Annotated in this window: 2 protein-coding genes; one reads left to right on the plus strand and one right to left on the minus strand. The window is 36.0% G+C overall.

Going from position 1 to position 5,304, the window contains the following annotated elements; translation table 11 throughout:
* Positions 1 to 18: 18 nt before the first annotated feature.
* A complete protein-coding gene (locus tag HU235_RS23705; protein WP_174881796.1) occupies positions 19 to 3,471 on the plus strand; it encodes an SH3 domain-containing protein in 3,453 nt (1,150 codons plus the stop codon).
* Between the two features lie 81 nt (positions 3,472 to 3,552).
* Here the strand turns inward: HU235_RS23705 and HU235_RS23710 are convergent, their stop codons facing one another.
* A complete protein-coding gene (locus HU235_RS23710; RefSeq protein ID WP_174881797.1) occupies positions 3,553 to 5,268 on the minus strand; it encodes an Rqc2 family fibronectin-binding protein in 1,716 nt (571 codons plus the stop codon).
* Between the last annotated feature and the right edge of the window lie 36 nt (positions 5,269 to 5,304).

Below are 5,304 nucleotides of genomic sequence, written 5' to 3' on the forward strand. Positions count from 1 at the left end.
GGTTAATAGGAGGACGATATGAAAAAGGCATTTTTACCTAGTGTTTGCTTTGCTGTTTTATCTACAATTGCGTATGAAGAAACAGTACTCGCTGCTCAACATGAGACTTTAGTTAGTGAAAACTCTCAAAATACGTCAATTAAATATGTAGACATTGATGAAGGATTTCTAAATTTGCGAGAAAGTGCAACGACAACAGCTAAAGTCATTGCTACTCTAATTAAAGATACGGAAGTCGTCGTTTATTCTGAAGCAAATGGATGGTCGAAAGTAAAAGTTAATGGGAAAGTTGGTTTTGTAAGTTCACAATATTTATCTCCTACTAAGGCAAATGGAATTGAAGAATCCGTTAAGACGAATAATCCAGTAATAAAATATGTAAAAGTAAACAGTGGCACACTAAACCTCCGTGCGAATACGTCAACTAGTTCACAAGTTATTATGACATTAAAAAATGGAACGGCAGTAACGGTCCTATCTGAAGCAAATGGATGGTCAAAGGTAAAGGTAGCAGGTAAAGAAGGGTATGTCAGCTCAAAATACATAGTAACAAATGAAAGCAATAATAGTACAAACACAAAAGTAAGTACAAGCACTAACACATCATCGAATACCGAAACAAAATATGTGAATGTAAGCAGTGGTTCTTTGAATTTACGCGCGAACAATTCAATAAGCTCGACTGTACTAGCTACCTTAAAAAAAGGAACAGCCGTAACGGTAACTTCCGAAGCGAATGGATGGTCAAAGGTAAAGGTAGCGGGGAAAGAGGGCTATGTAAGTTCGAAATATCTTTCATCGAATAAAGAACAAAATGGCGACACAACCAATACGAATACAAACCCAAATACAGCAAAGAATGAAACAAAATATGTCAATGTAAGCAGTGGATCATTGAACTTACGTGCAAGTAATTCAACAAACTCGAGTGTACTAGCTACCTTAAAAAAAGGAACAGCCGTAACGGTAATTTCCGAAGCAAATGGATGGTCAAAGGTAAAGGTAGCGGGGAAAGAGGGCTATGTAAGTACGAAATACCTTTCATCGAATAAAGAACAAAATGGCGACACAACCAATACGAATACAAACCCAAATACAGCAAAGAATGAAACAAAGTATGTCAATGTAAGCAGTGGATCATTGAACTTACGTGCAAGTAATTCAACAAGCTCGAGTGTACTAGCATCGTTAAAAAAGGGAACAGCCGTAACGGTAATTTCCGAAGCAAATGGATGGTCAAAGGTAAAAGTAGCAGGGAAAGAAGGCTATGTAAGTACGAAATACCTTTCATCGAATAAAGAACAAAATGGCAACACAACCAATCCAGATACAAATACACAAACAACAACGAAATATGTCAATGTAAGCAGTGGATCATTGAACTTACGTGCAAGTAATTCAACAAGTTCGAGTGTACTAGCATCGTTGAAAAATGGAACAGCTGTAACGGTAATTTCCGAAGCAAATGGATGGTCAAAGGTAAAGGTAGCAGGAAAAGAGGGCTACGTCAGTACAAAATATTTAAAATCGAAAGAAACAGACACTAGTAACTCAGGTAACTCATCTAATTCACCAGTCGCGACTACTCAATATGTAAATGTGAGTAGTGGATCGCTAAATATGAGAAAAGGCCCATCAACAACCTCTTCCATTATTTTTAAACTCGCAAAGGGGAAGGAAGTAAAGGTCTATTCAATAACGAATGGCTGGGCAAAGATTGAGGCGTTTGGTCAAATCGGATATGTAAGTAGTCAATACCTTTCAGCATCAAAGCCAGGTACTGAGGATAAAGGAGATTCATCAACGACAACAACAAAATATGTTGAAGTAAGTGAAAACTCTGCTTTAAATGTTAGACAATCACCTTCAACTAATGCGAAGGTAATTACAAAATTAACTAATGGAACTAAGGTAGTTGTATATTCGGAGACAAACGGATGGGCAAAAATAAAGGTAAATAATATAGAAGGGTATGTTAGTTCACAATTTCTTAGAACAACAGCACCAATTTCTAAGCCAGATACTCCAAAAGAAGAAGAAAAAACGGAAGTCATGTATGTAAATGTTTCTTTAGGTTCAAGTTTAAATATGCGCACTAGTGCTTCAACATCATCCTCGATTATTGTGAAGCTTCCGAGAGGACTAGAGGTAACTGTACATTCGATTCAGAATGGCTGGGCGAAAATTGAAGCATATGGAAAAGTGGGATATGTAAGTGCTGATTATATTTCAAAAACAAAACCAACTTCCAGCATAGATACAGAAGTCCCGAATGACAACAATGGAGGATCACAACCCGAGACTCCAGCCGAAAATGAAGGGATCATTAAATATGTCGATGTAATGGTCGGTTCGACGTTAAATATGCGTTCAAGTGCATCGACATCAGCATCAATTATAGCAAAACTGCCAAGAGGTACAATTGTAACGGTTTATTCTGAGGAAAATAATTGGGCGAAGGTATCAGCGAATGGAAAAACAGGGTATGTAAGTTCTGAATATCTCACTTCAAAGGAACCGTATAATCCAGGTACATCTAATGGAGATGCTGAAAAAATAACAGAATCATATGATATTACTTTGGAAGATATGACGAATATTCAAATGAAGGCAAATCCGCAGACTGATAAAAAGTATAATACATACATAAGAGAAGATGCCTTAACTTTAACTAGTTCGACATCAGGTACAGTAAAAGGGAGCGGTTGGAATGTACGTGGTGGCGCAGGAACAAATCATTGGGTAGTTGGAAAAGTAAATAAGGGTGAAAATTTGCAAATCATCTCGAAAGTACTAGGTTCAGATGGTTATTATTGGTATCAAGTTAACTATAATAAGTCTTGGGTAAATGCTAGCCCTGAAGATGTAAGTTATTTCCTTAACCCTTCTAATTTCCTAAATACAACTGTCGATTCACTACAATTCCTTAAACTATCTGTAACTGCTAATTTAGATGCTAATGAAGTGAATAATAAAATTCTAGCAGGGAAAGGCATTCTTGCAGGTAAAGCAGATGCGTTTATCTCTGCTGCGGAAAAATATAATGTAAATGAGCTTTATTTAATTTCTCATGCACTACTTGAAACAGGAAATGGAACTTCTGAGCTTGCTACAGGAGTTATGGTTAACGGAAAGACTGTTTATAATATGTATGGAATTGGTGCATATGATGGAACAGCATTATCAAGTGGTGCTCAATATGCCTATAATGCAGGTTGGTTTACTCCGGAAGCAGCCATTATCGGTGGAGCAAAATTTATTGCACAAGGCTATATAAGCGCTGGACAGGATACTTTGTATAAAATGAGATGGAATCCTGCTGCGGCTGCGAAAAATGGCTATGCCACTCATCAGTATGCAACAGATATTGGCTGGGCAGCAAAACAGGTTTCGCAAATTTATAATTTATATAGTTTATTAGATTCATATAAATTAGTATTAGAAATACCGCAATACAAATCAAAAAAATAAAAGATATCCTTTTTGAGGATAAATGAAAAAGCAGCAACATGAATGAAGTGTTGCTGCTTCTTCTTCGAGAAAATCAATTGATTATCCTTTTCGTAAACGGAAAACTAAGTCTTCATCAGGAGTAACAAAAATTGTTTGCTGATTTTCATAAATGACATATCCAGGCTTTGCACCATTTGGCTTTTTTACATGTCTGATAGCGGTATAATCAACAGGTACGGAGCTTGAGTTTCTTGCTTTACTAAAATATGCAGCGATATTTGCCGCTTCTAAAATAGTTTCATTAGAAGGACTTTTACTGCGGATAACAACATGTGAGCCTGGAATATCTTTCGTATGGAACCATAAATCATCCCTTGCTGCAAGCTTGTTTGTTAAATATTCATTTTGTTTATTGTTTTTGCCAACTAAAATTTCAGTACCATCACTTGCAACATATTGTTCGATAATCGGTTTTATGTTTTTTTTCTTTTTCGTGCCTCGCGATTGACGTTGCTTTAAATAGCCGCCTTCAATTAGCTCTTCTCTAATTTCTTCAATATCTCTTGGTGATGCTGATTCAAGTTGTTGAATAATCCGTTCAAAATAGTCAATTTCATCATTAGCGATTGAAATTTGCTCCTGGACGACTTCAACAGAATTTTTTGCTTTTTGGTATTTAGAGAAATATTTTTGCGCGTTTTCGGATGGAGATTTTTGAACATCTAACGGAATGATAACAGTGCTTCCCGTCTCATCATAATAATTGATAACCTCAGCTGTTTTATCACCCTTCTTAATCGAATAGAGATTTGCAGTTAATAATTCTCCGAAAAGCTGATATTGATTTGCCTTTTCAGCTTGGTCAAGAGTAGCTTCTAGTTTTTTGATTTTCTTTTCATTTTTTTTCTTTTCATTAATAATAAACCGTTCTAAATCATTCCCTTGTTGTTTAACACGGTCACGCTCCGCTTTGCCATAATAGTAACGAACTAACAATTCAGAAATCGTTGTGAACGTTTTTGTTTCAGATGTTTCGATGTGAGTTAACCTCATCATATAAAATAGCTCTTTTTTATCATGATAATAAATGCTTGGGAGGATATTCTCCTCTTTTAGCTCAGCAATCATCGCTAAAAAGGTGCTTGGAAGTGTTTTTCGGTTCACTAAGCCTGAGCGATAAAGAGCCTCTTTCGCAAATAAAGGTGAAATTCCCGCAAACTGTTCCACAAGCTGCTTATCCAATTTACCAGAGTTAAAATCGAGCTTTTTTAATACAGTTTCTTCATCTGCTTCAAACGGATTTACCTTTCCTTGGCTTGGCGGTAAAACGTATTGGTGGCCGGGAAGAACAGTTCGATGTCTGTTAACAGCTGGAGACAAATGTTTGATACTATCCAATATCATGTCCCTTTCCTTGTCAACGAGAATAATATTACTATGTCTCCCCATAATTTCAATCATTAGCCGTTTTTCCGTAATATCACCTAACTCATTTCTGCTTTTTATGTCTAAAATAATGATTCTTTCCATGTCAAGTTGTTCAATATTTTCAATGATTCCACCCTCTAAATGTTTTCTAAGTAGCATGCAAAACATTGGAGGCTCACTTGGGTTATCATAGGCTTCATTTGTTAAATGAATTCTTGCATAGCTTGGGTGTGCCGAAAGAAATAAACGATGGTTTTTTCCACCTGATCTTATTTGGAAAATAAGATCATATTTATAGGGTTGATGTATTTTTGTCACTTTCCCATTTAAAAGTGAATTCTTTAATTCCTTTGTAATTGCATATGTAAACAAACCATCAAATGACATTTCTTACAGTCTCCTTTAAATAAATACCGTTAAATG

The sequence above is a fragment of the Metabacillus niabensis genome, from assembly GCF_902829255.1.
In the GTDB taxonomy this organism is placed as follows: Bacteria; Bacillota; Bacilli; order Bacillales; family Bacillaceae; genus Metabacillus; species Metabacillus niabensis.

Excerpts from the sequence above, each read along its gene's own strand:
- HU235_RS23705 (WP_174881796.1), top strand. The coding sequence starts at position 19 with ATGAAAAAGGCATTTTTACCTAGTGTTTGCTTTGCTGTTTTATCTACA.
- HU235_RS23710 (WP_174881797.1), bottom strand. The coding sequence starts at position 5,268 with ATGTCATTTGATGGTTTGTTTACATATGCAATTACAAAGGAATTAAAG.